General features: G+C 36.0%; 23 protein-coding genes and 2 pseudogenes. 15 read left to right on the plus strand and 10 right to left on the minus strand.

What is annotated here, in order from left to right; translation table 11 throughout:
• Nucleotides 1–84 precede the first annotated feature (84 nt).
• Nucleotides 85–324 carry a head-tail connector protein gene (locus EA652_RS00325; protein WP_007548424.1) on the plus strand — a complete coding sequence of 80 codons (240 nt, stop codon included), beginning with the start codon at nucleotides 85–87 and terminating at the stop codon, nucleotides 322–324.
• Between the two features lie 15 nt (nucleotides 325–339).
• Here EA652_RS00325 and EA652_RS00330 read toward each other — a convergent pair whose 3' ends face one another.
• Nucleotides 340–1,398 carry an IS481-like element ISWpi2 family transposase gene (locus tag EA652_RS00330; RefSeq protein WP_094189573.1) on the minus strand — a complete coding sequence of 353 codons (1,059 nt, stop codon included), beginning with the start codon at nucleotides 1,396–1,398 and terminating at the stop codon, nucleotides 340–342.
• A gap of 69 nt (nucleotides 1,399–1,467) precedes the next feature.
• On the opposite strand from EA652_RS00330, the gene EA652_RS00335 reads away from it, so the two are divergent.
• The gene (locus EA652_RS00335; RefSeq protein ID WP_007548426.1) at nucleotides 1,468–1,665 is read left to right on the plus strand and encodes a head-tail connector protein; all 198 of its coding nucleotides are present in this window, start codon (nucleotides 1,468–1,470) and stop codon (nucleotides 1,663–1,665) included.
• A gap of 295 nt (nucleotides 1,666–1,960) precedes the next feature.
• Nucleotides 1,961–2,793, plus strand: a pseudogene (locus tag EA652_RS00340) (IS5 family transposase).
• Nucleotides 2,794–2,829: 36 nt separating this feature from the next.
• Here EA652_RS00340 and EA652_RS00345 read toward each other — a convergent pair.
• From EA652_RS00345 to EA652_RS00355, 3 genes are all read right to left on the minus strand, one after another.
• Nucleotides 2,830–3,841 (minus strand): IS630 family transposase gene (locus EA652_RS00345; RefSeq protein WP_094745768.1). Its coding sequence is split into 2 segments (ribosomal slippage): nucleotides 2,830–3,378 and nucleotides 3,380–3,841, totalling 1,011 coding nucleotides; the frame shifts between segments, so codons are not numbered across the junction.
• On the minus strand, nucleotides 3,842–4,192 hold the full coding sequence (locus EA652_RS07235; protein WP_147737881.1) for an IS3 family transposase: 351 nt from the start codon (nucleotides 4,190–4,192) through the stop codon (nucleotides 3,842–3,844).
• Complete coding sequence (locus EA652_RS00355; RefSeq protein WP_084741699.1) at nucleotides 4,177–4,479, minus strand: transposase; 303 nt, start codon at nucleotides 4,477–4,479, stop codon at nucleotides 4,177–4,179. Before EA652_RS00355 ends, EA652_RS07235 begins: the two co-directional genes overlap by 16 nt.
• A 565-nt stretch (nucleotides 4,480–5,044) precedes the next feature.
• On the opposite strand from EA652_RS00355, the pseudogene EA652_RS00360 reads away from it, so the two are divergent.
• From EA652_RS00360 to EA652_RS00380, 4 genes and pseudogenes are all read left to right on the plus strand, one after another.
• Nucleotides 5,045–5,356, plus strand: a pseudogene (locus EA652_RS00360) (nuclease/transposase family protein); the annotation flags it as partial.
• Nucleotides 5,357–5,363: 7 nt separating this feature from the next.
• Nucleotides 5,364–6,368: an Mrp/NBP35 family ATP-binding protein gene (locus EA652_RS00365; RefSeq protein ID WP_007548295.1), complete on the plus strand. Its 1,005-nt coding sequence runs from the start codon at nucleotides 5,364–5,366 to the stop codon at nucleotides 6,366–6,368.
• A gap of 726 nt (nucleotides 6,369–7,094) precedes the next feature.
• The gene (gene ubiH, locus EA652_RS00370; RefSeq protein WP_012673055.1) at nucleotides 7,095–8,243 is read left to right on the plus strand and encodes a 2-octaprenyl-6-methoxyphenyl hydroxylase; all 1,149 of its coding nucleotides are present in this window, start codon (nucleotides 7,095–7,097) and stop codon (nucleotides 8,241–8,243) included.
• A gap of 442 nt (nucleotides 8,244–8,685) precedes the next feature.
• Nucleotides 8,686–9,648, plus strand: a complete 963-nt coding sequence (locus tag EA652_RS00380) for an IS481-like element ISWpi4 family transposase (RefSeq protein WP_012673056.1) — start codon at nucleotides 8,686–8,688, stop codon at nucleotides 9,646–9,648.
• A gap of 2 nt (nucleotides 9,649–9,650) precedes the next feature.
• Here the strand turns inward: EA652_RS00380 and pth are convergent, their stop codons facing one another.
• Together pth and EA652_RS00390 are read right to left on the minus strand one after the other, a co-directional pair.
• The gene (gene pth / locus EA652_RS00385; protein WP_006280288.1) at nucleotides 9,651–10,199 is read right to left on the minus strand and encodes an aminoacyl-tRNA hydrolase; all 549 of its coding nucleotides are present in this window, start codon (nucleotides 10,197–10,199) and stop codon (nucleotides 9,651–9,653) included.
• Nucleotides 10,199–10,810 (minus strand): 50S ribosomal protein L25/general stress protein Ctc, encoded by a 612-nt coding sequence (locus tag EA652_RS00390; protein ID WP_010962412.1) that lies wholly within the window; start codon nucleotides 10,808–10,810, stop codon nucleotides 10,199–10,201. The genes pth and EA652_RS00390 overlap by 1 nt, the downstream gene beginning before the upstream one ends.
• A 145-nt stretch (nucleotides 10,811–10,955) precedes the next feature.
• On the opposite strand from EA652_RS00390, the gene EA652_RS00395 reads away from it, so the two are divergent.
• The gene (locus tag EA652_RS00395; RefSeq protein WP_007548287.1) at nucleotides 10,956–11,255 is read left to right on the plus strand and encodes an NADH dehydrogenase ubiquinone Fe-S protein 4; all 300 of its coding nucleotides are present in this window, start codon (nucleotides 10,956–10,958) and stop codon (nucleotides 11,253–11,255) included.
• Between the two features lie 292 nt (nucleotides 11,256–11,547).
• Here EA652_RS00395 and ftsL read toward each other — a convergent pair whose 3' ends face one another.
• Together ftsL and rsmH are read right to left on the minus strand one after the other, a co-directional pair.
• Nucleotides 11,548–11,859, minus strand: coding sequence for a cell division protein FtsL (gene ftsL / locus EA652_RS00400; RefSeq protein WP_007548286.1), 312 nt, complete (start codon nucleotides 11,857–11,859; stop codon nucleotides 11,548–11,550).
• A complete protein-coding gene (rsmH, locus tag EA652_RS00405) occupies nucleotides 11,856–12,737 on the minus strand; it encodes a 16S rRNA (cytosine(1402)-N(4))-methyltransferase RsmH (protein WP_007548285.1) in 882 nt (293 codons plus the stop codon). The genes ftsL and rsmH overlap by 4 nt, the downstream gene beginning before the upstream one ends.
• 218 nt (nucleotides 12,738–12,955) lie before the next feature.
• Between rsmH and EA652_RS00410 the strand changes: the two genes are divergently transcribed.
• A complete protein-coding gene (locus EA652_RS00410; RefSeq protein WP_007548284.1) occupies nucleotides 12,956–14,203 on the plus strand; it encodes an MFS transporter in 1,248 nt (415 codons plus the stop codon).
• A 27-nt stretch (nucleotides 14,204–14,230) separates the two neighbouring features.
• On the opposite strand, the gene map is transcribed toward EA652_RS00410, so the two are convergent.
• A complete protein-coding gene (map, locus tag EA652_RS00415) occupies nucleotides 14,231–15,013 on the minus strand; it encodes a type I methionyl aminopeptidase (protein WP_012673057.1) in 783 nt (260 codons plus the stop codon).
• Between the two features lie 132 nt (nucleotides 15,014–15,145).
• Complete coding sequence (ftsA, locus tag EA652_RS00420) at nucleotides 15,146–16,384, minus strand: cell division protein FtsA (protein ID WP_007548282.1); 1,239 nt, start codon at nucleotides 16,382–16,384, stop codon at nucleotides 15,146–15,148.
• Nucleotides 16,385–16,522: 138 nt separating this feature from the next.
• On the opposite strand from ftsA, the gene def reads away from it, so the two are divergent.
• From def to hemB, 6 genes are all read left to right on the plus strand, one after another.
• Nucleotides 16,523–17,062 (plus strand): peptide deformylase, encoded by a 540-nt coding sequence (gene def / locus EA652_RS00425; RefSeq protein WP_006280370.1) that lies wholly within the window; start codon nucleotides 16,523–16,525, stop codon nucleotides 17,060–17,062.
• Entirely contained in the window at nucleotides 17,052–17,864 is an 813-nt protein-coding gene (locus tag EA652_RS00430; protein WP_007548281.1) for a uracil-DNA glycosylase, read from the plus strand. The genes def and EA652_RS00430 overlap by 11 nt, the downstream gene beginning before the upstream one ends.
• 918 nt (nucleotides 17,865–18,782) lie before the next feature.
• Nucleotides 18,783–18,995 (plus strand): hypothetical protein, encoded by a 213-nt coding sequence (locus EA652_RS00445; RefSeq protein WP_006279675.1) that lies wholly within the window; start codon nucleotides 18,783–18,785, stop codon nucleotides 18,993–18,995.
• A gap of 5 nt (nucleotides 18,996–19,000) precedes the next feature.
• Nucleotides 19,001–21,049 carry an NADH-quinone oxidoreductase subunit NuoG gene (gene nuoG, locus EA652_RS00450; protein ID WP_039963653.1) on the plus strand — a complete coding sequence of 683 codons (2,049 nt, stop codon included), beginning with the start codon at nucleotides 19,001–19,003 and terminating at the stop codon, nucleotides 21,047–21,049.
• The gene (nuoH, locus tag EA652_RS00455) at nucleotides 21,033–22,058 is read left to right on the plus strand and encodes an NADH-quinone oxidoreductase subunit NuoH (RefSeq protein WP_006280461.1); all 1,026 of its coding nucleotides are present in this window, start codon (nucleotides 21,033–21,035) and stop codon (nucleotides 22,056–22,058) included. Before nuoG ends, nuoH begins: the two co-directional genes overlap by 17 nt.
• Complete coding sequence (gene hemB / locus EA652_RS00460; RefSeq protein WP_006280460.1) at nucleotides 22,051–23,046, plus strand: porphobilinogen synthase; 996 nt, start codon at nucleotides 22,051–22,053, stop codon at nucleotides 23,044–23,046. The genes nuoH and hemB overlap by 8 nt, the downstream gene beginning before the upstream one ends.
• The last annotated feature ends 18 nt before the right edge of the window (nucleotides 23,047–23,064 follow it).

Here is a 23,064-nt window from a genome sequence, read left to right on the forward strand (position 1 = left end):
TATAGCTAAAGTAAGTAAGATTTGCCCCACGCTGTCACGAGGTAAACCTTACTTATTCTAGCTATATCAAAAAGGAGGGTTATTATGTCAATAAGATCTACTTCACCAAGAATATCTGTGCAACGTAAATCTAAGCCTGAATCTTTTCCAGTTACTTTAGAAGAGGTGAAATCTTTTTTACGCATTGAGAACGACCAGGATGATAAATTGATTTCAAGTTTAATTTTTATGGCAACTGATTACGCTGAATGGCATATGGAAAAGTCACTGGTGAAACAAACATGGCAAGTTTCATATGAAGATTATGTAAAAGACAAGATTTGATCTGACAGACAAGAATTAACTGACAGAAGAATTGAGGTAGTCAAAACTAATATCAGGCTCTTGTGTAATGCTACTAATATTTTTCTGAAAAGCAATATATTTGCTATCAAGAAAAGTTTGCATAGGCGTTTTGCCATAGCAATATTTACCCGAGTGAGGTCTTGTCTCATTATAAGAACGCAACCAATGATCAACATCAATCTGTAGATCTTCCAAAGAACTGTAGATTTTCTTTCTAAAGATGATATTGTAACACTCATCTTGCATGGTTCTATGAAACCTTTCACATATGCCATTAGTCTGTGGAGAGTTGGCTTTAGTTCTAGAATGATCGATGTTTTCTATGCCCAAATAAAGCTGATAAGCGTGATTTTCGGGCTTGCCACAGTACTCCGTACCCCTATCAGTTAAAATGCGTAATAATGGAATTTTCTGCTCATCAAAAAATGGAATAACTCTATCGTTGAGAAGATCTGCAGCTGTAATAGCTGTTCTGTCCGTGTAAAGTTTAACCATTGCAACTCTGGAATAAGTATCAACAAAAGTTTGCTGATAAATGCGCCCTATACCTTTGATATTGCCCACATAATAGGTATCTTGAGAACCCAAATAACCTGGATGTTGCGTCTCAATTTCACCATGAGCTTCCCTTTGTTCTTTCACTTTTTCTAAAGCTGCAAGTTGTTCTTCAGTTAAAATGATTCCGTCTTGAGCTACTTTTGTCTCTAGTGCTTTAAGTCTCTTTTTGAGAGTTTCAAGGTCATTTCTTAGCCATACAGACCTTACTCCTCCCTGAGAAATTATTATACCTCTTTTTCTCAGTTCATTTGCAGCTCTTTTTTGCCCATATGCTGGAAATTCTGTTGCTATACCAATCACTGCTCTTTCTATATCGTCGGAAACTCTGTTTGCTAATAGCGGTTTTTTCTTACTTATTTCATGTAATGCTTCCTCTCCTCCATTTTCATATAACTCCTTAAAGCGATAAAATGTATCTCTTGAGTATCCCATCACTTTGCATGCTTGAGACACATTTCCTAGTTGTTTTGCTAGTTCTCTAGCTTTGGTTTTAATATTTTTGTCTGTATTGTACTCATATCTAACACTCCTTTATTTTTATTATTTTTAACTTACTTTTTTAAAGTGTCAGGTCAAGTCTTATTTAATACAGTTGATGTTGTATACGAAGCTGGTTATGACAATGTTCCTGAGCAGATAAAACTAGGTATTATGCGGCATGTTTCTGCTCTTTACAAAAATCGTGAATCGGAGGTAAGTAGCCATTTGTCTGAAGTGAAGAAGGTATATTCTCCGTTTCGCGAACCAAAGGTTGTGTTGTAGCTCTTTCTTGTCATCCAAACTGGGCTACTACGTCATACCGTTACGGATAGATCCCGCTAACAAGCAGCGGGATGACGAGGTATAAACCTTATCGTCATACTGCCGCGGTATCTCAGCCGCTAACACGTAGCGGAATGACAGCAGTCCTACGTCATACCGTCACGGATAGATCCCGCTAACAAGTAGCGGGATGACGAGGTATAAACCTTATCGTCATACCGCCGCGGTATCTCTTAGAGGTTGTCCGGAAACAAGTAAAAGGCTATAATATCTGAAATTTTAGTACGGGGTAAAGATGAGAAAAAAGTATCCAACAGATCTAAGCGAAAGGGAATGGGCAAGAATAGAAAAACACTTCAGAGTATCATACAAGAAAGGAGGAAGGCCGCCAAAGTATAGCAAAAGAGAAATATTAGAAGCAATTTTCTATGTATTGCGTACAGGGTGTCAATGGCGGTATTTACCAAATGATTTTCCGCTATGGAAGACTGTGTATGAGCAGTTCAGGCAATGGAAGAAGCAGGGAATTTTTGAGAAAATGAATTATGAAATTACAAAATATAGTAGAAGAAAAATAGGAAGGAATGAGCAGCCGAGTGCCTGTATAGTAGATAGTCAATCTGTAAAGACTACAGAAAAGGGGGGATCAAAGGCTATGATGGAAGTAAAAAAGTAAAGGGTAGAAAAAGGCATATAATTACAGACACTCAGGGTTTTATACTAGGTTGTTACGTAGGCGCTGCTAACGAAAATGATAGAGATGGTATTAAAATAGCATTAAACAATATGAGAACAAAATATACTAAAGTTAAAAAAATGTGGGCTGACATGGGATACCAAGGAAGAAATTTAAAGAATCACATAAAGGAAGAATATGACATAGATATTGAAATTGTTAAAAGGCCTCCATGTAGATTTTGGGTGCACAAAGATACGCCACCTGAGCTACTACCAACAAGAGAACAAGGGTTTAAAGTACAGCCAAGAAGATGGGTTGTAGAAAGGACTTTTGCTTGGGTTAATAGGAATAGAAGGCTATCGAAGGAGTATGATTTACTCACAACATCCACTGAGAATTTCATATACCTAGCTATGAGTAGGGTTATGTTAAAGAGGGAATATGCTTGAATTTACTAGTTTCCGGACAACCTCTCATACCAACTCTCATTGTTGGCCAGTCAAATAGGAGACATTGCAGAGTTGTTTAATTGTGGAGCTGGCAAGAGAAGTAATAAATTTGCACAAAGCACCCTCAAGCAGAGCAATTGTATCGTATATTTTATTGCGCAAAATGTTCTGTTTTATATATAACCAAAGCCTCTCAACAGGATTTAGCTCAGGTGAGTACGGAGGTAGGTATATAATATCGATATTTTTAGGTACCTTTAAATTTTTTGACCTATGCCAACTAGCACAATCCATAACAAGAAAAGCCTCTCGTGTTTCTAGATATTGCGACATCTGCTCAAGAAATATGTTCATGCAATCAGTGTTGACATTTGGTGCAAATAAGCTAGAACTCTCTCCATTTCTAGGATTAACCGCACTATAGAGATAGAAATTTTGCCTACCTAATTTTGTTTTAACCTGTGTTCTAATCCCCTTTTTAAACCACCCATGTCCAACCTTTGAATGTGTGCCAAACCGTGATTCATCAAAGAAAAATAGCTCTTTTTCTGGATACTTGCTAATAGCTCCATTGAGATTTTTTTTTGAATTCCTCTTGTTTGCTTTTATCTTGTCCATTATGAACTGGTCTTGGTGTAATATATGAGAATTTCATCTTTTGCATATAGCGGTGTACTGTAGATTTGCTGATATTTAATCTGAACTTTTCCTGGATTCTTATTCTCATTTCTTTAATGGTAATATTAGGATTTTCTTCTATCCACTCTTCAATTTGCTGTAGTTGAACCTGATTTAATTTAGTTTTTCTACGGCGTTGTGGAGGAGCAAACAGTTTTTCTTCTCTGCCAAATTTCAAGAGTTTTACCCACGAAGTTAGTGCGCTTCTTGAAATGCAATATATTTTTGCTACAGCCGTTATACTGTACTTTTTTGCTGCAATTACAGCATTTAGTTTTTTTGAAACATATGCATTATTCCTTACTTTCTTCAGCATTTCTTTTGCTGATTCTACTACTTTTTCATCCAATAATTTTGATCTTAATGCCATTTATACCTCAACTATTTTACTTACTTCATTATGGCTTTTCTTCCATCTTTGTCCATCTGTTTGCCGTGTAATGGGAATTGGTATCAGTATAGCCCTGATGTCATTTTTCTGCATAATACTTTGCACCGTTTTCAAATTGCAACTTTTACCCAAAGCCTTCAATTCAGCATGAATTTTAGGAGCTCCATATCTACATTTAGAAACTTGATATATTTTTTGAATAGCTTCGAGTAGCTCTTTATTCGCTGATTCTCTACTGCTTATTTTTCTTGTGGTCCACTTATAGTAGCCACTAGCAGAAAATCCTACATAATTCCTGTACTTTATAGCAGTTACTATATAAAAAAATATTTTACTCTTTTTGACTGGCCAGGGCTTTTTTTTAAATGTCTCTTTCCCTTGTTACTCTTGCTTTGTAAATCAAACCTCTCTTTGTCGTAAGGAGCCATGTTACCTCTACCTGGAAATGCATCTGCTGCCGACTTTTTTTCGTTGTGTTTCTTTATCCATTTTCCTAATAAACCACCCTTGATTCCTAAATCCTTTGCTATTTTTGTAATTGTTTGACCTGCCTTTCTTTGTTCATTTGCCAGTTTAACAGCTTCCAATTTGAATTCTGCCGTATATTCTCTTGCCATTTCTAATCCTCCAAAATTTTATTTTACCCGAAAAAACTCCTTTCTTTCTCTCCACTTTTTCTGGGTAAGGTCAGTCTTTAGGCACCCAAACAAAGGGAAATGCTGGATAAAAAGAAAGTACTTTAAGAAGTATAATAACGAAAACTGGCGCTTTATGACAAGTAACAAGGTACGTCTTACTATACACAGCGATCATGTTATTAAACAAAGTGCAAAAAACCAGATCCCCATATGATGGTGATTGGGTATATTGGGGTAAACGTCTGAGAAAAATACCAGATAAGCCACTAGGAGTAATAAAATTATTGAGGTTGCACCAAAGTAAATGCGATAATTGTAGACTATGGTTTAAAAGTGATGATACAATAAAAATACATCACAAAGACCAGAATAGACGAAACAATATGATCACAAACTTATCTTTGTTACATGGACATTGTCACGATGAATTACACAGGAGGTGTGCATGAAAAGCACCAAATTAGAGAGAAGCCGTATGAGGCTCAAAGTCTCACGTACGGTTTTGAAGTCGAGTGAGGAGGGGCGACCTTCTTCACTTAGACAACAATATGCAGATGAAACTACGGAAGAAGACTTAAGGAAAATAGCAGAAAAAGTACCAATAATAAAGTTAGCCTACGATGAATTAGACAGGTTTAGCTGGAATGAAAAAGATTTAGTAGCATATGAAGAAAGAATAATGGATCTGCGGAAAGAAGAAGGCATCCTCGCTAAAAAACTTGATGAGGGAAAGATTGAAGGAAAGATTGAAGTAGCAAAAAACCTACTTAAGGCTGACATCTCTATTGATATTATCTCTCAGACAACCGGCCTTCCTCAAGCTGAGATTAAACGACTTCAGGAAGAAATCACCTAAAAGGCTAATGATCAACGAAAAAATTGTAAGAGAGAACTTAAAAAAAGTCATAGAGCAAAAAAGCGGTAAAGATGTGATCGCTCTTGGCATAATATCCTCAATTATTATTAAAGGTCAAGATGTTGGTTTTGTGCTTGAAGTTGCCGGTAACACGCAAGCAAATGAAGAATTAAGAAGAAATTGTGAGCAAGCTGTTAAAGCTATACCGGGGGTGACAAAAGTGACCGTGGTTGCTACTTGTCAAAAACAAACTGGGCAACAAAAAGCTAAATTACATATCGAAGGAGTGAAAAATATAATCGTTGTGGCCTCTGGTAAAGGCGGTGTGGGCAAGTCCACAGTTGCGCTAAATCTTGCTCTCTCATTAGCAAAGTTAAAACACAAAGTTGCGCTGGTTGATGCAGATATATATGGTCCTTCAATTCCTAAAATGCTTGGCGCTGAAAAATTAAAGCCAGAAATACAGGATAGTAAAGCAATGCCTATAGAAAAGTATGGACTGCATACTATTTCAATTGGCTATTTTATCGATAAAGATCGTGCAGCAATATGGCGCGGACCTATGATTACAAAAGCACTTTATAGTCTGCTAATGGGAACAAAATGGTCCGATATAGAGTATTTGATAATTGATACACCACCTGGAACTGGCGATGTGCATTTAAGTCTTATGGAAAATTTTAACTTAACTGGGGCGATAATAGTTTCAACTCCACAGGAGCTCTCTTTAATCGATGCTCGCAAAATTTATGATATGTTTACAAAGCTCAGCGTACCGGTTATTGGCATTGTAGAAAATATGAGTTATTTCATTCAAAGCGGCTCAAAAATATACATATTTGGAAAAGACGGTGCAAAAAAAATGTCTGAGGAGCTGGGCATCAAACTTCTAGGCAGAGTTCCTCTAGATCCACAAATATGCCATGCTTCTGATTGCGGAAATCCTTTAATGTTAAGTGAGGATTTGGCAGAGATTTATGAAGACATTGCTCAAAGTATAGTTAAACAATAGAATAAGCGTGAGAAACATGCGAATCAAAGTCCTCTTTTGTTAGTTACAAAATAGACTGCTTGCATAACCATTATTTACATGAAAAATTAGCAGCTTTTGTCATTCCAGCGCGTGACGCTGGAATCCAGAAAAAAAGAAGAATGGATCCCAGTGGGCTTTGTTGCATCGCTAGCTATGATGGATTAAAGATAAAAAAGGTGGAGAATATCAGTAGCTTATTATTCTGGTATTTATAACAAGAACGGTCAGTGAATACCTAAATTTGAGTAAAAGAAATTTCACTACCACTCACTAATCTGGCTAAAATTCAAGAATTTCAATGCTTTAGCTATTTTCAATAGAATTAAATTTATTAATATAAATAACAAATTACTATTCTTAAATTTGATCAGATTGATTGCAAAAAAACAAGATTTTCAATAAGTTGCTTATAATCCTAATTATAGTTAGCCTTTCATAAGTAGCGATGCAACAAAGCCATCCCAGTGTCAAGCACTGGGATGACACCTTTATGTTTGAGGCAAAACCGGCCATAGCATTTAACACACTGCCTTCGCAAAATGTTCGTACAGTTGTTCGTTACGTGCTGGAATGACAAGGTGGAGTGTCTTTAGATGTCATCCAAGTAGCTGACACTGGGATCTAAAAAATTTAATTTATATATAAAGTTTGTTTAAACTATTTTCAAAACAGATAAAATATAATTTTACAATTAGCGTAAATAAAATGAATTATGATGTAATCATTTCAGGTGGTGGGTTACTTGGTCTTATTACTGCCATTGGCCTCAGTTGTGACTCTGTGTCTGTAGCTGTGATTGAAAAAAATAGTCTACCACGTGTAGTAGATGATAATCGAGCATTTGCTATTTCTCAAGGCTCGAAAAAAATATTGGAAAAGTTAGGGATTTGGCAGTTTGTGGAAAGTGAAGCTGAGCCAATACTTGATATATGCATATTAGATGCGGTTACTGTGCATTACAATCATAAAATGGTTAGCGAAGAGCCAATGGGTTATGTTATCAACAATGCTACTATATGGAATGCAATCAACAATAATTTTCTAAATAAACTGAATATATACTCTCCACATTCCTATAAAACAATTGTTTGTGATTCAGGATATGTGGAAGTGATTCTTGATAATAACCAGGAATTAATATCATCGCTACTTATCTGTGCTGAAGGCAAAAACTCTAAATTACCAGAGTTATTTTCTATACCGACAGTGAAATTTGACTATAAACAAAGTAGCATAGTATTTAATGTAAAGCATGAACTGCATCACCAAAACTTAGCTGTGGAGCGTTTTTTCCCTGGCGGTCCATTTGCAATTCTACCGATGAAGGGTGGCTATACTTCTTCGATAGTTTGGACAGAAAAATCTGAAATTTCAAAAATGCTAATGGATCTGTCTGAAGAAGAATTTATTATAGAGCTTAAAAAAAGATTTGGTTCTTATTTAGGAGAGATAAAATTAGAGGGTGAAAGAAAACTTTATCCTTTAAGTTTTGCTTTCGCAAAAAAGTTATATAAGGGTAGAGTTTTGCTTATCGGCGATGCAGCACATTCAATTCATCCAGTTGCAGGTCAAGGGCTTAATCTTGGAATTAGAGATGTAGAAAGTGTTATAAAGCACGTAGTTGCTGCAAAAGCGGCTGGTACTGATGTTGGCAGTAGTTATTTATTAAAGAAAATTTCACGTAACAGATACTTTGATAATTTTACAATGGCGCTTGCAACTGATGGATTAAATAGGATGCTTTCCAACAGAATATTTTGCGCTAAAGCACTAAGAAATCTTGGCTTGATTGCAGTTGAAAATTCAAATTTCCTCAAAAAACGCTTTATTCGGCATGCTATGGGATTTATATAAATCACTATTTTATAGTTAATGCAAGTCAGGTTTCCCACGTCATACCGCCGCGGTATCTTGGCCGCTAACACGTAGCGGGATGACGAATGTATCTGTTTAGCAGTTGTGTTAAAAGTCAATAGAAAAATTGATGTAGCTGTGGATAAGTACTTTTATCTGTATAAACGTGCTTATCCACAGCTATACTGGCTCTTAGATAGAAACAGACAGAGAGTTATATTCCTCAGTAAAAACCCTGTCATCTCTGACTAAAGAGTTAGCAAGAATAAGCAATTTCCTCATGGCAGCAGTGGAAGCAATTTTATATGGCTTTTTATATTGACTATATAATCTAGTAAAGAAAGGTTTGATATAGGAATTAGGGGGGGAGGGGGGGATGTATGGTCCCAGAGTGTGATGGTATGATAAAATATGAGAAAACAATACCATCAAAGGAGGAATTATGGGACAAATATTACATGGGTGCGCCAAAACAACAGAGACAATTCGTAGAGCAATACAAAATAGTAAAGAGAGCATAGCAAAACTCTCCAGGTACTATAACCTTAATCCAAAAACTATCATTAAATGGAGAAAACGGTCTTTTGCCAAAGACGCTGATATGGGTCCGAAGCATGCAAGATCAACTGTTTTAACTTTAGAAGAGGAGGCTGTAATTGTTGCATTTCGTAAGCATACTCTATTGCCATTAGATGATTGTCTCTACGCTTTGCAAACCTCAATCCCACACTTGACTCGCTCTAGTCTACATCGTTGCTTACAGAGGCACAGCATTAGCAGACTACCAGATGTTGATGGCGAAGTTAAACCAAAAAAGAAATTCAAACAATATCCTATAGGCTATTTCCATATTGATATTGCAGAAGTCAGAACAGAAGAAGGAAAGTTATATTTGTTTGTTGCAATAGATAGAACATCCAAATTTACGTATGTTGAGTTGCATAAAAGTGCTACAAAACCTATAGCTGCTGAGTTTCTACGTAATTTGATTAAAATTTTACCATATAAAATCCACACTATTTTGACAGATAACAGTGTACAATTTACCAACCAAAAACGCCATAAATACGCTTTTCAACATATATTTGATAGAGCTTGTGAAGAAAATGACATTGAACACCGTCTAACAAAAGTTAGCCATCCTTGGACAAATGGGCAAGTTGAGCGTATGAACAAAACTTTAAAGAATGCCACTGTTAAGAAGTATTACTATCAGTCTCACCAGCAACTCAAAGAGCATCTTTATGACTTTGTTATGGCCTACAATTATGCTAAAAGACTCAAAACTCTTAAGGGTCTTACACCTTTTGAGTTTATATCTTTACAGTGGACAAAATCTCCTGAATTGTTCATACTAAATCCACACCATCACACTCTGGGACCATACACTCCCTGTGTTTCGTAATATTATACAATCAAATTGATAAAAGCTGTATTATCTCCTTGCAGCATTAAGTGTATATTTTTTGCTATTTTTTCCACTAAGGGAGTAACATTATCAAAATTTGAAAATTTTGATAACACATAATCTGCTAAGCTTCTTTGATCTTCAGGTCTACCCACTCCAAATCTCAAGCGCCAATAATCGTTGCCAATAAAACTATCTATGGATTTAAGTCCATTATGTCCAGCAGAGCTACCACCTTTCTTTACTTTTATTCTTCCAAGTTCCAAATCAGCGTCATCGTGTATGACAACGATATTATCTAGCGATAATTTGTAAAAGTTTCGTATTTTTGCAACAGGGATGCCTGAATTATTCATAAATGAATAAGGCTTTATTAACATGATTTTATTATCATTAATCATGCCAGAGGTTATCAGATAATCGGCTTTTTTAGAGAACAACTGAAAACCCCAATATTTGCAGATTGCATCAACGGTGATGAAGCCGATATTATGATGAGTTAACTCATATTGACTACCAGGGTTACCAAGCCCAACTATCAGGTGCACTATTCCTCTGTTTCTGCTTGAGGTTCTTCAACGTCACTATCGGCAGCAGAAATTGTAACAATGGTAAAATTTTCTTCTTCATGAGCTACAAACTTAACACCTTCTGGTAATTTTACATCATTGATATGTATAGATTGGCCAATCATTTTACCGGATAAATCAACTTCAATAACCTGAGGTATTTTATCAGGAGAGCATTTAACAGCAATAGAACGACACAAAACATTAAGCACTCCACCTAATTTGATTCCTGGAGCTTTACTTTCATTCACAAATGATAGAGGTATGTCTATTTTAATTTCACTGCCTTTATCAACAAACTGAAAATCAACATGTTGCACAGTATCCTTTACTACATGCAATTGGATATCGCGAACAAGAGCATATTCCTTTTTGCCCGAAATATTCAGCTCTATCAAATGTGCAGAAAGAGAACCTGATTTATATTGCTTCGTGAATTCCTTTGCAGACAATGTCAAATTTACATTATCATGGCCCTTTCCATATATTATTCCAGGGATGTTTCCTTTCTTCCTTAGAGAATGCATCGCTTTTGTTTTTGTTATATCACGTAACTCTGCATTAATTGTTACTATTTCCTGTTGCGTCATCGATTACTCCTATTCAGCTAATCCTTTTAATATAATTTAATAATAATATAACATAAAAATATTTATTTCAAACTTCATTCTTTCATACTAATTGTTTGTGAAAGGATTTATTTAGATATATATTTAAACTTATTTAACAAGAACTATGGGCATTGACGATAAAGTAATTTTTAGGATTTATAAACCAACAAGAACTGCAACACAATCTGGTTTAGGTAATACAAATTTCTGGCACCTAAAAATTGAATCTGGCTCTTACTACATTGAACCTTTGATGGGGTGGGTTGGCTCAAAAGATCCAAAAAAACAGATTGTATTAAAGTTTGATTCTCTTGAAAAAGCAGTATTCTACGCAAAAAAACGCAACGTTAAATACATAATTGAAATGCCAAAAAATGTTAAGAGGCTGCCAAAATCTTACGCAAGCAATTTCATACTAAAGTAAGTTGCACAACAAATGGTGTTATGCAAGTAGCTGACACTGCTCTCCTTTGTCATCCCAGTGCCCAGACACTGGGATCCAGGAATTTTATTAAGTTGGTAAGCATAAAAATAGCTGTTTTACGTTAAAATACAATGTTTTGATGATTATGGAAAGGCTGGATCCCAGTGTCAAGCACTGGGATGACACCATTTGTTGTAAACTCACTTTTACTCTATGGTCTTGCCGCTATCCTGAACGGATACAAAGTAAGTTTTATTGTGATGTGCTCATCTGTAAAAAATAAGACTTAATCTCACTGTTGATCATGGATTTTAAGTTGTGCTAGCACACTGCGGCCATTTAGAGAGTCAAGATTTTTAACCTGGCTAGCCAGTATTAAAGAGTTATTTTTCAGGTATTTCTTTACAAGGCTTGCAAGTCTTTTTGGATTATTCAAATAGCTCCATTCTGCTTGTAAAACTTTTATATCACTTTGTACTAAATTAATTTCACTTTTTATTTTTATTAGCTCTCTATTTAACGACTGAACATGTAATTTTACCTTAAATAGTCCTACAATGCTAAGAAAAAACATAACTATTGAGATGATGCAGAAAGTTCTCACGACAACCTCTGTATAGCTCTTAGTTTTGCTGAGCGTGAACGCGGATTTGCACTTACTTCTTCTATACTTGCTTCGATCACTTTTTTATTTAGCAGAGAGAATGTCTTGCAATCAGTAGCACATAAATCTTTAAAAAAAGTTTTGACTATACGATCTTCTAAGGAATGAAAGGTGACGACAATTAATTTGCCATTCTCACTTAAAATCTCAGATGCAGCTTTAATACCCTTTTCAAGTTCTCCCAGCTCATCGTTTACCCATATTCTGATTGCCTGAAATGTTCTGGTTGCAGGATCAATTTTGCTTTTTCCACGAAATACCACGGAACGTACAATATCCGCAAGCTCAAATGTAGTTTTGATAGTTTTCTTCTTCCGTGCATTTACTATTGCTCTTGCGATTTTGCGAGAATGACGTTCGCCTCCGTAGTTATATATAGTATTTGCGATTTCTTCTTCGCGTAAAGCGTTAACAAACGTTGAAGCGTTTATATAAGAAGAGTTATCCATACTCATATCGAGTGGACCATCATGTAAAAATGAGAACCCTCTATCCCCGTTATCAAGCTGCATAGATGAAACTCCGATGTCAAAAACTATTCCATCGATACCTTCAATATTGTTGCTATCTAATAAATTTTTAATATTACTAAACTTCTCAATGAATAGTTTTATTCTATCTGGATATCTAACGCTTAAATCATCATAAAACTTAGTTACCGTTTCATCTCTATCAATTGCATATACTTTGCAATCAGCTGACTCCAATATTGCTTTGCTATACCCTCCAGCTCCAAATGTGGCGTCCACGTATATGCCACCATCCTGCGGTGATAGTAGTGATAGCATCTCTTTTAACAAAACTGGAGTGTGTGTCATATCAAAAAATTTAAGTACAGTTGGTGTAGATATCCTACTCTACTCTACTCTTCACATCAATTTTATTTATGTACATAGATTTTCTTGCCAAAATATGGTATCTTATCGGAATATATGAGCAATAATATTAAAATCAAGGTTTAATATTGTTAATATAATATTCACATAACGTTCACATTTTTTTTTATATATAAGGTCAAACAGGCTATAGGGAAATTATGCAGCAAATAACAAAAGTAATATTTTCAAGTTTGATTTGTAACACTTTATTGTGGTATGACCACATGCTTTTTGGCCACTTAATAAACATAATAGGTGGTGTGTTTTTTCCATCGGATGATCAACTAACCAGCGTATTGAAGGCTTTTGGAGTGTTTGCAGTGGGTTTCTTAATGAGACCAGTCGGTGCTGCTATATTTGGTCACATTGGTGATAAACATGGCAGAAGAGTTGCCTTATTGCTCTCGATTATATTAATGACTTTATCAACCGTATTAATTGCTTTTGTTCCAGGTTATCAAAGCATTGGAATACTAGCGTCAATGCTGGTAGTGTGTTTAAGATTATTGCAGGGTATATCTCTTGGAGGAGAAGCAGGAAATGCGCCATTTTTAATAGAACATGCTCCTAAAAACAAAAAAGGATTTTTTGGCAGCATTGAAGTATTAAGCGCAATTTTTGGTTCAGTATTAAGCTTGATAGCGGTACTCATATGCAAAAAAGTATCTGATTTTGAATCTTGGGGGTGGAGATTACCTTTCATTTTCAGTTTAGCAATGGGATTAATCAGCATATATATGAGATATATACTTGATGAAAGCCCAGAGTATAAAAGACAAAAAAATCCGTCTAAATTGCCATTAAAAGAGTTATTAAACAATTACAAAAAGCCTGTTCTAATATCAATAGGTATTGACTTGGTTGAAAATGCGTCTCTCTATATATATTTGGTCTTTTTCAATGTGCTTACGAATAAAATATTAACAGTAAATACTCATTTTAATCATATAGTGGAAATACTGAGTCAAATTGCACTTGGAGGATTGACAATATTGTTTGCAATACTTTCTGATAAGGTAGGAAGAGAAAAAGTTATGAAGTTTGCATTTATAGCTTTTGTAATAGTGAGTTATCCAGTTTTTTCAATGTTATGTAGTGGCAATTACTTGCTGGCACACATTCTTTTTATAATTCCAATAGCTGCATCGCTTGGTCCTGTCAGTGCACTTATGTGCGAATTATTTCCAACAAAGGTTCGGTACAGTGGATTTGGTTTATCAAGAAATATAGCTGCTGGATTTTTTGGCGGCCTTGCACCATTTATATGCACAACAATTATCAAGGTTACAGGACAAGAGACTTCAGCTAGTTTTTACATGATTTTCTGTGCATTAATTGGGCTAGTTGCTATATCGCAAATTAAGGGTGAGCTTTCTTCAAAATCACCTAAAGTAAACCAAGTATAATTGCAGTATAGCAGAATTTAAAAAAATCTAATTATAAGGTGGGAAATGCCAATTCTTAGGTGATAATGTGAATATTTCAGCACCATCTTTTGTTACTCCAATCGTATGCTCAAATTGAGCAGAAAGTGAAAGATCGCGTGTTGTTACTGTCCAGTCATCGAGTTTACTGAGCAGAGTCTCATGTTTTCCAGCATTAATCATTGGCTCTATTGTAAAAAACATACCTTCCTTCAAGACGAGATTTTCATCTTGATCATAGAAATGCACTACATTTGGTGGAGCATGAAAGACTTTTCCTATACCATGTCCGCAGTAGCTGCGTACGATAGAATATCCAAAATCTCTAATATATTTCTCTATAGCAAGCCCTATTTCATTTAACTTATTGCCGGGCTTAACTTGTTTGATTGCTTCCATCAATGCATGATAAGTAGCGTCACACAAGCGTTTTGCTTTTATTGATGGCTTGCCAACCCAAAACATGCGACTTGTATCACCATGCCAGCCATTTAAAATCACCGTGACATCAATATTTAAAATATCTCCATCTTTAAGTGGTTTATTATCGGGAACACCATGGCACACAACTGCATTTTTTGAAGTGCAAATCGATTTTGGATACCCCCTATAGTTTAGTGGTGCTGGAATTGCACCTGCATTAATTATAAAATCATGACATAGATCATTTAACTCATTAGTTGTCACCCCTACCTTTACGTACGGTGCAATGAAATCAAGAGTTTTAGCAGCAAGCCTGCCAGCCTTGCGCATAAATTCAAAATCTTCTTGTGAGTGTATAGTTATGTTCATATTTTCCATGTCTTATTGTAATTGGTACGCTTACTCGCAAGTACATAAACATAATAATTTTACATATTATAAAAATAAGTCCTATGGATCCTAGTGTCAAGTCATTTGTATGAAAGGTGGTAAAACAGAAATCTAGACTGTAACTTTTGATTTAACCCAATTATACAATTTACTCATTTTACCATCCTGACCTAAAATACCAGAATTATTTTTGTAAAAAGTGTCAACTATTAGCTTTATAGAGCCTATAGCAGCAGAAAATACAGGATTTTTATCATATTCGCCATCAAGGCCACTGAGAGATTCAGGGGACCCAATTCGAACTTGTTTATTGAATATATAGCCTGCAATTTCCTTCATGCTTGTAAGTTGACTAGTTCCACCTGTGATCACTACTTTATTAATTGGATCTTTCTGTTCTTGAAATTGCTCTCTTACCATTTCAAGTATTTCTTCAACTCTTGGTCTTATGATGTTAATAAGCTCAGATTTGAATACTTGAGTAGGTTCATCATTTTCACTATTTTGGACTGTAATATATTCGTTCTCATCTATTGAAGTTACGATAGTGCTACCATACAGTATTTTTATATACTCTGCACGTTCTATGCTTGTGCATAGCCCGTAAGCAATATCTCGAGTGATATGAACGCCACCAATTGGAACGCTGCTTGCATACACAAGTTTCCCTCTTTTGAAAATTCCAATTGCAGTGCACCCACCGCCTATATCAACAATAGCAGTCCCGAGCTCTTTTTCATCTCCACTCAGACAGGCAAGACCTGCAGAATATGCAGAAGCAATACAACCTGCCATATTTAATCCACCATTATTGGTAATACAGTTTTCAATATTGGTAAGCGCTGGACGCGAAGCAGTGACAACATTAACATCAGCAGATAGTCTTTTTCCGTACAATCCACCAACTTCTTTTATGTCAGTCATGTCATCTAAGTGATATTTCAGTGGTATATTGTGAATGATAACATTTTCTTCAATATATTTCTCAAACGTCTGAAAAACTACGCGTTTTATATCCCGGTCAGAAATTTCATGATTAGCTGCAATAATTTCATTATGTACATTGAAAGATGAGATGCTACATCCAGCAATGTTCACATATATCTGGTCTATGGTTTCTTCTGACACTTGCTCAGCTAAACCTATAGTTGATGAGATGGAGTAATTTGCGTGTTTTACATTAGTTATTGATCCACCGTTTACACCTTCTGCAATCTTATAACCCGTTCCTGTTACTTTATAGCTGAAGTTGCCATTTATCTTAACGATTAGACAAATAATCTTTGTTGTACCTATGTCTAAAACAGCAAAAACATTTCTCTTTGGTTTTGCTATTACTGCAGAGTACATTAGTTAACCTTATTACGCAATTTCATTTAAATTGTAGCTTTCTTTAATAATTTATATTTCTATTATAGATATAGCAACATTTTAATATACACTAAATTCTGGACAAAAGGAAAAGCAAAACATAGAATTATAATTTTTATGTCCATATTACCAATTGTAATTGCCCCTGATGAAAGACTAATCACACGTGCCAGTGAAGTAACAGATATAAACGATAAAATTAAAGAATTAGTAAACGACATGTTCGAAACTATGTACGATGCAGAAGGTCTTGGCCTTGCTGCAGTGCAAGTTGGAGTGTTAAAGAGAATTTTTGTTGTGGATGTTCAGCTAGAAACAATTGAAAATGAGCCAGCAGGATATGGCTCAACTGGCAAATTTTACATGATTAATCCTGAGATTACAGAATTATCCGATGAACAAGTAATTCTCAAGGAAGGATGCCTTTCAATTCCAGAGCAAAGTCATGAAATTAAGCGTCCAAAGTATCTAACTGTGAAATATAAAGACTTAGATAATGAAGAACAAACACTAAAAGCTAGTGGTTGGCTTGCAAGGTGTATTCAGCATGAATTAGATCACTTAAACGGCATATTATATATTAGACATCTATCTAAATTAAAGTATGATATGGCGATAACAAAAGCACAGAAGATTAAAAAGCAACATGAGCAATGAAGACCTAGAATTATTAAAATTTTACCATGAAGTGGGCGTTGATTGCACACTAATGGAGGGTGAAGAGGAAAAAAAGTTGGAGAGCAAAGAACCCTCTGTTATCCAAACTGGGACCCAGAAGAAAGATGCAGATACGCGCTGGGGTGACACTAAAGATGGAAAAGACATGTTTCCAAGTGATTGGATAATTGAAGCAAGGAAACTTGCAGGTAAATGTGGTAGTGTGGATGAATTAAGAAGTGCAGTAAAGTCATTTGAAGGTTGTGAGATAAAAAAAACTGCAACTAATACTGTCTTTTCCGATGGTAATCCAAACGCAAAAATTATGCTCGTTGGTGAAGCTCCAGGGGCAAATGAAGACCTTCAAGGCATACCATTTTGTGGTGCAAGTGGAATGTTGCTCGATAAAATGTTAAATGCAATCAATCTTGATCGCACCAAAGTTTATATAAGCAATACCGTATTTTGGCGCCCACCTGGCAATAGAAAGCCAACCGACCTAGAGCTTGATATGTGCAGACCATTTGTTGAGAAGCATATTGCACTAGTTTCACCGCAAATTTTAATTTTGGTCGGGGGAATCGCATGTTATAGCCTTCTTGACAGCACAAAAACTATATCGAATTTGCGTGGTAGATTTCATACGTACACTAACCAATATTTGTCCAATTCAATCACCACAGCCGCTATATTTCATCCAGCTTACCTACTTCGCCAACCGGCACAAAAACGTTTAGCCTGGGAGGATTCGAAGAAGATTAGGGAGTATCTTGATAACACCAATAACTGTACGAATACTTAACACCACTGGTGTCGGAAAGTAGCCTGCAGAAACGAAAAAACTTGCTTGACAAACTCCGCCAGCGCCCTTATCATGAAACTGAAGCTATTGTATTTGCTTTCGCCAATCTGCAGATTAAAAGGTAAGGATTACTTAATGTATCGGCGTCTTATGTTCAATTTTTTGCAGTATATAGATACTGTATGTCTTTACAAAACTTCATCTACATCTAGATTTTTATCTAAATAAGCTGAACGCGCTTATAAAGCGTTACAAGACATCAAAAAATGCCAATACTCGACAGAGATAGTAAAAGACTAGCTAACTCGGGGATTCTTTGTCTTTTTTTCTGCTTAGTAAACTTCTTAAACATTTGCAGCGTAAGTTAGTTGCAATTAAAAGCAGCTTAATCTTGCTTGTCAAGCGTTTAAAACATAAAAAACGCCAATATTTTAAAGCGGATAATAACCCCAGGGCTTCTTTTGCCTTTTTTTTCGTTTGGTAAATTTCTTAATGTTTATAGCTAAACGACAATCGTCATCCCGCTGCTTGTTAGCGGGATCTATGCTTTGAGATACCGCGAATAAATCGCGGTATGACGTAGAGCTCGCGTTAGCTACACTTTTATGCTTACCAACTCAGTATCCAATCAAAACCTGGATTTCAGTGTCAAGCACTGAAATAACACCGAAAGGGCTACTGCTGTCTTGGATGGAAACCAGTGTCAGCTACTTGAATCTGCCACGCAAATTGCCTGCAAATTGCAATGTTCGTACAGCTGTGCGTCATGCGCTGGAATGGCATCAAGGGGTAACTTTTTATTTAAACAATGATTGTAAAATGATTATAATAAGAGATCTATTGAAATTTTAAAGTTATTAAATATTGACGCTATATACTTAAGTGTTAAAATAGAATGAAAAGTTTTTAGGAGTTTATATGGCAGCAGGTGGGAAAGCAAAGACAGCTAGTAAAAATAACCCTACTCAGCGTAAGAAAGCTGAGCAAAAAATGTATAAAGATAAACCGGTAAAACCTGTTAGATATATAGATCGTGATTCGCGCATGAATTATATGTCTGCTCAATATGACAACGGCAATCTGGTTGAAGATGAGGTAAGCGGCAATCCTATAAAGTGGGAAGCTGTATAATAGTTGTGGTTAAAGTTACTATTAATTCTAAGGAATGTGAAGTAGAGCATGGGCTCACTATAATTCAAGCTTGTGAAGTCGTGGGCGTTGAAATTCCACGTTTTTGTTATCATGAGCGTTTAGCAATTGCTGGTAATTGCAGAATGTGTTTGGTTGAAGTGGAGGGTGGACCTCCAAAACCAGTAGCCTCTTGTGCAATGCCAGTTGCAGAAGGGATGGTTATTCACACTGATACCCCTAAGGTTAAAAAAGCACGTGAAGGTGTGCTTGAGTTTTTGCTAATTAACCACCCGCTTGATTGCCCAATTTGCGATCAAGGTGGTGAATGCGATTTGCAAGATATCACGATGGCTTATGGGAAAGGAACCAGCAGACTTGATGAGCATAAGAGGGCTGTGCCAAAAAAACACTTCGGACCACTGATTGAGACTGCGATGAATCGATGCATTCATTGCACTCGGTGTGTTAGATTTTTGTCTGATGTTGCAGGTACAAATGAACTTGGAGGAATCGGAAGGGGAGAAAATGTAGAGATTAGCACTTACATAAAAAGGCATATTAGTTCTGAATTATCTGGAAATATCATAGATCTCTGCCCGGTAGGGGCTTTAACTTCAAAGCCTTACTCCTTTACAGCGCGTCCATGGGAGCTATCACATTGTGAGACTATAGATGTGCTAGATGCTGTGGGTAGCGCAATTAGAGTTGATTATCGTGGCCCGGAGGTTATGAGGATATTACCAAGGCTGAGCGAAGAGGTAAATGAAGAATGGATATCAGATAAAACCCGCTTTGCCTATGATGGACTAAAAGTTCAGCGTCTTGATCAACCTTATATAAAAAAAGATGGTAAATTAGCCCCAGTTGATTGGAATGAGGCATTAACTGTTGCTGCAAAGAAATTAAAGAATACAAAATCAAATAAAATAGCTGCAATTGCAGGTGATTTAGCAGATTGTGAGTCTATGCTTCTACTTAAAGAAATGATGCAGAAGCTCGGCTCGGGGAATATAGACTGTAGGCAAGATGGTGCAAAGCTTATACCAAGTAATCGTGGATCGTATGTGTTCAATACCACTATTGAAGGTATAGAAAATGCAGATTTATGTCTGCTTATAAATACAAATCCAAGGATAGAAGCACCGATCATTAACGTAAGATTGAGAAAGAGATATTTACAGGGCAACTTTCCTGTTGCAAGTGTTGGTCCTAACATTGAATATTTGTATCATGTTGAGAAATTGGGCGATAATCCTGATATTTTGAGTGAAATAGCAAATGGAAATCATAAGTTCTGTGAGCTGCTGGTAGCTGCTCAAAACCCTATGCTGATTATCGGTCAAGATGCGTTGATAAGAGATGATTCTGAATCAGTTCTAATTCTAGCTGGCAAAATTGCAGAAAAATTTAACATGGTCAGAGATGACTGGAATGGCTTTAATGTGCTGCATAAAGCTGCAGCAAGAGTTGGTGGGCTAGATATTGGGTTTGTTCCTGAAAAAGGCGAAAGGGATATTAATCAAATATTGGAACATGCAGAAAGTGGTGAAACAGAAGTGGTTTATCTTCTTGGTGCAGATGAAATTGATACATCAAAATTAGAAAATACATTTGTAATTTATCAAGGTCATCACGGTGATAAGGGTGCACATGTGGCAGATGTTATCTTGCCTGGTGCTGCATATACAGAAAAATATGCAACTTATGTAAACACTGAAGGTCGAGTGCAAAGAACAAATTTAGCTGTATTTCCTCCAGGTGAAGCAAAGGAGGATTGGTTAATTATTAAAAATCTCTCGCAATATTTGGATCTCTCCTTACCATATGATAGTTTATTTGACGTGAGAAAAAAATTAGATACTATCGGTCCACAGTTTAGAAATGCTGATCAAGTGATAAAAAACACATGGGTGCCAATTAGCAATGGTAAAATAAATTTAAGTGATACACCTTTTACTTTAAAGGAGTGTAATTTTTATATGACGGATTCAATAAGTCGCGCTTCAAAAATAATGGCGGATTGTACTAAAGCTTTTTATGAACACGCTAGTTAATATTTTATTTATTTTAGTACCGCTACTACTTTCAGTTGCATATTTGACATACTTTGAGCGTAAGGTCCTTGCTGCAATTCAACTAAGGCACGGCCCGAGTGTAGTTGGACCTTTTGGGCTATTGCAGCCATTTGCAGATGCTATTAAGCTACTGATTAAAGAGCCGATAATACCATTTAGAGCGAGCACCATACTGTTCATTATGGCTCCAATGCTTACCTTTATCTTGGCATTAATTGCCTGGGCAGTTATACCGTTTGGTGCTGAAGTAATTGTAGAAAATGGCCAGCAAGTAGTTATTCCTAAGGTTATAGCAAATATTAATGTTGGAGTGCTTTATGTGCTAGCTATATCGTCGCTGGGAGTATACGGCGTGATTATTGCAGGCTGGTCAAGCAATTCTAATTATGCATTTCTTGGTGCTATACGGTCGGCTGCTCAGATGATTTCGTATGAAGTTTCAATAGGCTTAATAGTTGCTACAGTCGTTATTACCACTGGAACATTAAATCTTGGAGAGATGGTGGTAGCGAAACACAATATGCCATTTTGGGTTGATTTACTACTAATGCCTATAGGAATAATATTTTTTATTTCTTTGCTTGCAGAAACTAATCGTCACCCGTTTGATTTACCAGAAGCTGAAGCAGAGCTTGTCTCTGGATATAACGTTGAATATTCATCCATGCCTTTTGCCCTCTTTTTTCTTGGAGAATATGCAAATATGATTCTAGCAAGTGCTATGATGACGATATTCTTTCTAGGAGGATGGTATCCTCCGTTAGAACTTGGTTTGCTTTATAAAATTCCAGGTTTAATTTGGTTCGTTTTGAAGATAATTATACTTTTATTCGTATTTATTTGGATTAGAGCAACAATACCTCGTTATCGATATGATCAGCTAATGCGCCTTGGTTGGAAAGTATTTCTACCAATATCAGTGTTTTGGGTGATACTCATTTCAGGGGTGTTGCTCTTTACTGGGAATTTGCCTGGATCCAATGTTTAATTTCCCAAATACAAGATTAAGACGCAGGCGCTCGAGCAAATGGGTTCGCAATTTAACAAGTGAAAATAGTTTATCAGTAAATGATCTGGTTCTTCCTCTGTTTGTTCATGACAGAGAAGAAACAACTGAACCAATTTCTGGCTTACCAGATGTAAAGTGTTATTCAATAGATGGATTAGTGTCTATAGTTAAGGAAGCTAAAGATTTAGGAATTAATGCTGTTGCAATTTTTCCTGTAGTTGATAGTAAACTAAAATCTGAAAACGCTGAGGAAGCATATAATTCTGACAACTTAATCTGCAGAGCAATTTGTGCTGTAAAATTAAAGGTACCTGAAATTGGTATTATTGCAGACATTGCATTGGATCCATACACTATTCATGGCCATGACGGCATTTTAAAAGATAATCAGATGGATGTAGAAAACGATGAAACTATATCAGTACTGTGTAAGCAAGCACTTGCTTTAGCGAAGGCAGGATGTGATATAGTTGCTCCTTCTGATATGATGGATGGTAGAATAGGAAGAATCAGAAAATCATTAGATGATAACAACTTTCAAGACGTATTAATATTATCTTATGCAGTGAAATACTGCTCTAGCTTCTATGCTCCATTCAGGCAAGTCGTTGGTTCATGTGGGCTATCACATTCTATAGACAAAAGTGGTTATCAAATGGATTATAAAAATGCGCGCGAAGCAATGTGCGAAATTGAAATGGATATAAATGAAGGTGCAGACTTTATTATGATTAAACCAGGTATGCCATATTTAGATATTATCAAAACAGCAAGTGATAAGTTTAATTTTCCGATTTTTGCTTACCAAGTAAGCGGTGAGTACGCAATGATAAAAGCTGCTGCAAATAATAGCTGGCTGGATTATGACAAGGTGATTTATGAATCTTTGATTGGTTTCAAACGTGCGGGTGCAAGTGCAATATTCACTTACGCTGCACTTGATATTGCAAAAAATTTAAGTGCATAAGCCCTATAAAATTATTAA

Origin of the sequence: Wolbachia endosymbiont of Drosophila ananassae (assembly GCF_008033215.1) — a bacterium.
In the GTDB taxonomy this organism is placed as follows: domain Bacteria; phylum Pseudomonadota; class Alphaproteobacteria; order Rickettsiales; family Anaplasmataceae; genus Wolbachia; species Wolbachia pipientis.

Bases quoted from the DNA above. Each gene is read 5' to 3' on its own strand.
- EA652_RS00395 (WP_007548287.1), top strand. From the start codon at position 10,956: ATGGGCATTGACGATAAAGTAATTTTTAGGATTTATAAACCAACAAGA.
- EA652_RS00355 (WP_084741699.1), bottom strand. From the start codon at position 4,479: ATGGCAAGAGAATATACGGCAGAATTCAAATTGGAAGCTGTTAAACTG.
- nuoH (WP_006280461.1), top strand. From the start codon at position 21,033: ATGAACACGCTAGTTAATATTTTATTTATTTTAGTACCGCTACTACTT.
- EA652_RS00365 (WP_007548295.1), top strand. From the start codon at position 5,364: ATGATCAACGAAAAAATTGTAAGAGAGAACTTAAAAAAAGTCATAGAG.
- EA652_RS00410 (WP_007548284.1), top strand. From the start codon at position 12,956: ATGCAGCAAATAACAAAAGTAATATTTTCAAGTTTGATTTGTAACACT.
- rsmH (WP_007548285.1), bottom strand. From the start codon at position 12,737: ATGACACACACTCCAGTTTTGTTAAAAGAGATGCTATCACTACTATCA.
- ftsA (WP_007548282.1), bottom strand. From the start codon at position 16,384: ATGTACTCTGCAGTAATAGCAAAACCAAAGAGAAATGTTTTTGCTGTT.
- map (WP_012673057.1), bottom strand. From the start codon at position 15,013: ATGAACATAACTATACACTCACAAGAAGATTTTGAATTTATGCGCAAG.
- EA652_RS00390 (WP_010962412.1), bottom strand. From the start codon at position 10,810: ATGACGCAACAGGAAATAGTAACAATTAATGCAGAGTTACGTGATATA.
- EA652_RS00380 (WP_012673056.1), top strand. From the start codon at position 8,686: ATGGGACAAATATTACATGGGTGCGCCAAAACAACAGAGACAATTCGT.
- hemB (WP_006280460.1), top strand. From the start codon at position 22,051: ATGTTTAATTTCCCAAATACAAGATTAAGACGCAGGCGCTCGAGCAAA.
- EA652_RS00325 (WP_007548424.1), top strand. From the start codon at position 85: ATGTCAATAAGATCTACTTCACCAAGAATATCTGTGCAACGTAAATCT.
- EA652_RS00430 (WP_007548281.1), top strand. From the start codon at position 17,052: ATGAGCAATGAAGACCTAGAATTATTAAAATTTTACCATGAAGTGGGC.
- def (WP_006280370.1), top strand. From the start codon at position 16,523: ATGTCCATATTACCAATTGTAATTGCCCCTGATGAAAGACTAATCACA.
- EA652_RS00445 (WP_006279675.1), top strand. From the start codon at position 18,783: ATGGCAGCAGGTGGGAAAGCAAAGACAGCTAGTAAAAATAACCCTACT.
- ubiH (WP_012673055.1), top strand. From the start codon at position 7,095: ATGAATTATGATGTAATCATTTCAGGTGGTGGGTTACTTGGTCTTATT.